This window comes from Azohydromonas sediminis, assembly GCF_003574675.1.
Lineage (GTDB): Bacteria > Pseudomonadota > Gammaproteobacteria > Burkholderiales > Burkholderiaceae_C > Calidifontimicrobium > Calidifontimicrobium sediminis.
Map to the genome: position 1 here is coordinate 1 of NZ_QOAZ01000071.1, position 3,453 is coordinate 3,453.

Here is a 3,453-nt window from a genome sequence, read left to right on the forward strand (position 1 = left end):
CCGCGCTGCTGTCGGATCTGGTCGAGCGCGGGCTGGATGCCCAGCGCATGCGGCTGTGGGTGATCGACGGCGGCAAGGCGCTGCGCCGGGCCATCACCCAGACCTTCGGTGCCAGCGCGCTCGTCCAGCGCTGTCAGGAGCACAAGCGGCGCAACGTGCTGGAGCACCTGCCCAGGGAGCTGCACGCCAGCGTCAAGCGGGCCTTGAAGGACGCCTGGTCGGCCTCGGACGCCGATCTGGCGCGCAAGCAGCTCGGCCGTCTGGCATCATCGCTGCAGGCCAGGCACCCGGGTGCGGCCGCCAGCCTGCGCGAGGGCCTGCAGGAGACGCTGACCGTGCAGGCACTGGGCATCACCGCGGCGCTGTGGCGCACGCTGCGCACGACCAACCCCATCGAGAACCTGAACGGCTCGGTGGCGCACTACTGCCGCAACGTCGAGCGCTGGGGCGACGGCCAGATGGTGCTGCGCTGGGTGGCCAGCGCGCTCAGCGACGCGGCCACGCGAATGCGCAAGCTGCGCGGCTGTGGCCAGATGCGCACCCTCCTCAAGGCCCTGGATGCCCGTCGTCCGGCAAGCGACGACGGCACCGTCCTCGAGGCCGCGTAGCATGTTCACCGAGGGGCCGTCACCGGTCACGGTTCAACAGCGAACGGGACAACGCCCATTCCCGGCGCCGTGAACATTCCGTCCGCGAGCGTCTTCGAGCCGGCGAGCCTCGCCAAGCTGCCGCTCGGCCGCCGCATCGTGGTGGCCGATTACAACGGCCAGACCGCCGTGGCGACCAGCTACCTGCTGTCGATCCTCGGTTACAACGCGCGCGGCTTGCAGTTCGGCATGATGGGCTGGAGCAAGGACGACAAGCTGATCGCGCCTTTCAAACGCTTCCCGGCCGATCAGAAGGACTATCCGATCGAGGTCGGCAAGTAGCCGTCGTGGCACCTTCCCGCCCTGCGCCGACGGCGCTGCCACGCCGTCGGCCGCAACGGCCGCGTACCGCCGCCTGCCCGGCGGACACCTGACGTCGCCATAGCTGCAGGACACGGCGCAGTCGAAGCAGGCAGGGCCGCATCGCGGCCCTGCAGTCCTTCACCGGCCGTTGCCGATCAGAGTTTGGGCATCCCCTTCAGATAACCGATCGGCGCCTCGAACTTGTTCACCAGGGGCTCGATCTGGCTCTTCAGCGTCGGGTCGATGTTGCGGCTGAAGTCGCCGATGTGCTGCGCATTACCCAGGATGTAGGTATGCCCATGCAGTTCGTAGACCTTCAGGCCCGTGGACTCGGCGCCGGCCGGCAGGGACATGATGCGCGAGAGCTTCTTCGTGTCGACGTTGTACGCCCACAGGAAGTTGTTGATGTGCAGCGTGGAGCTGTCCTCGCCGATGAACAGCGTGCGCATCTTCTCGTCGAAGTAGAGGTTGTCGGGGTTGGCGATCTTGTCCTCGTTGGCGGTGTTGCCGGCCGCATCCTTGGGGATGTCCTCACCGAGCAGGCCTTCGGGGACCCACATGCTCACGCCGACGTAGTCGCTCTTGATCGGGTTGCCGTCGGTGTCCTTCTGCTTCTTGCCCATGGCCATGGCGTAGGTGGCGCCGGCGCGGACCTTGCCCAGCCGGATGTGATCGCCCGCAGTACCCGTGCCCTTGCCGGTCTCCATGCCGTTGGCGATGTCGGTGATGGCGAGGTAGGCAACGTTGTCGCGTGCGTTGAAGGCCAGACCCTCGAGCTTGTTGAATTCGGTGGTCGCGCCCCTGTAGCCGGCATAGCGCAGCGTCTCGAGCGCAGCGGCGGCCAGCTCGATGTCCTTGGCGTTGAAGCCGCGGCTGGCGGTCTTCAGGCGCAGGTACTCGGGCGTGGTCTTGCCGGCGGCGACGGCGATGTAGCTGGGGTCACCGGGGTTGGTGTCGCTCACCTCGAAGAGGTCGCTGAACTGGATGCCGGCATCGACGAGCGCCTTCACGCTGTCATTGTCGGTGCGGCCGAGCTTGACCCATTGCACCTCGAACCGGCCGCCGTCGGTGGCGTTGTCGGGGCTCAGCTGCACCAGCTTCGCCGCGTAGAGCGTGCCTTTCGACAGGTCGCGCGGCTTGTCGGCGACGAACATGGTGAGCGGCTTGTTGTCGCCGTCATGGCCGAAGATCACGGTGCGCTGGTCAGGGAAGACGTAACCCATCTCGAAGGTGCCGCGGCCCATGGCGAAGTGCTTGACCACCTCGGTCTTGCCGCCTTTCTTGATCTTCACCTCCGGCGTGATGCCGCGGTAATAGGGGTTCGCGAGCTGGGTGTTGTTGAAATAGAGCTTGGTGAAACCGGTCATCGAGTCGTGCATGCCGGTCGGGTCGATGGCGCGGCTCGCCTCCACGGCGCGGGCATCGATCGAGTAGTTCTCCTCGGAACCGAGGTGCGTGTTCCACGGCGTGTGCGTGCCGTTGCACAGCCAGCCCACGCCCTGCCAGGCCGAAAAGTCGATGGGCTTCTGGTCGACGGCGGTGAGCTGACCGGTGTGCTTATCCTGCTCGATGCGGGTCAGGATCATCGAGGTCGGTGTGTTCCAGCGCCAGTTGTCGGGCGTGCCGTTGGCCTGGGTGAAGGCGCTGTCGGGCGAACTAAACGTCGTCTTGCCGTTGGACAGCAGCCAGTCGTATTCGAAGTGCGTGACGAGGTAAAGCTCGTCGCCGACCTTGATCAGGCTGTTGGCATCGGGCGTTTCCGAAACCAGCACCTTGCTCGGGTCGACGGGGTCTGGAATCGGCACGCCGTTGGCGTCATAGAGCGTGCCGGCCGGATACGGGTTGCTGCCGACGGTGTCGGTGTTCTTGAACAGCGTCACGTACTCGAGCGGCTGCTCGACGACCTTGCCGTTCGGGTAGGTGACCTTGACGCGCGCGCTGGTCAGGAACGCGGCGCGCTCGGCGGCTGTGGACGGCGCCGGCATGCCGATGAATTCGACCGTGGGCTGGCCCTTGTGCTTGCCCTCGTTTGCGTGATGGGCGTCGGCCTGGACGCCCAGGCTCGCGGCACCGAAAGCGGCAGCGACGGCCATCGCGAGCGGCCGCCGGGACAAAGTGATGGAACGCATCTTGAATATCCTCGGTGTGGGTTGTCGACGACACTGAAGGTGCAGCCGTTCGAAGGCCGCCCCTTTGCAAAGTCTTGCGGCTTCATTTAACAAGTAGATGACACCGAAGTGAAACCTCGGACGAGCACGGCGTCGGGCGATGTCCCAAAGTCTGTTGAACGCGTGAGCTGAGGTGGCGGCTCCTTCGACCCGCATGCGAGAGCATGCGGGTTGCCTCGCAAGCAACCGAAGGAGCCACCGAGATGAAGTCTCACACGAAGTCGTCGTTGCGGGCCGTGCCCGCTGCGCAGGTTCAGATCTCGCTGCCCGTGCAGGGCGTGCTGCGCGATGTCCGCCACGCCTTCCTGGGCCTGTGCATCGACGCCGGCCAGAAG

Annotated in this window: 3 protein-coding genes and 1 pseudogene; 3 read left to right on the forward strand and 1 reads right to left on the reverse strand. The window is 65.9% G+C overall.

Features of this window, described 5'->3' with window-relative positions:
• Both DRV96_RS17565 and DRV96_RS17570 read left to right on the forward strand, forming a co-directional pair.
• Positions 1-608, forward strand: a 608-nt coding sequence (locus DRV96_RS17565; RefSeq protein ID WP_210757101.1) for a transposase, incomplete at its 5' end; no start/stop codon positions are given.
• Positions 609-677: 69 nt separating this feature from the next.
• A complete protein-coding gene (locus DRV96_RS17570; protein ID WP_119293558.1) occupies positions 678-929 on the forward strand; it encodes a rhodanese-like domain-containing protein in 252 nt (83 codons plus the stop codon).
• A 176-nt stretch (positions 930-1,105) separates the two neighbouring features.
• Here the strand turns inward: DRV96_RS17570 and DRV96_RS17575 are convergent, their stop codons facing one another.
• Entirely contained in the window at positions 1,106-3,079 is a 1,974-nt protein-coding gene (locus DRV96_RS17575) for an alkaline phosphatase PhoX (RefSeq protein WP_162911136.1), read from the reverse strand.
• Positions 3,080-3,321: 242 nt separating this feature from the next.
• Here DRV96_RS17575 and DRV96_RS18885 point away from each other — a divergent pair.
• A pseudogene (locus DRV96_RS18885) lies at positions 3,322-3,453 on the forward strand (IS256 family transposase); the annotation flags it as partial.

What these genes read in the sequence shown, in the direction of transcription:
- DRV96_RS17575 (WP_162911136.1), bottom strand. Translation starts at nt 3,079, where the DNA reads ATGCGTTCCATCACTTTGTCCCGGCGGCCGCTCGCGATGGCCGTCGCT.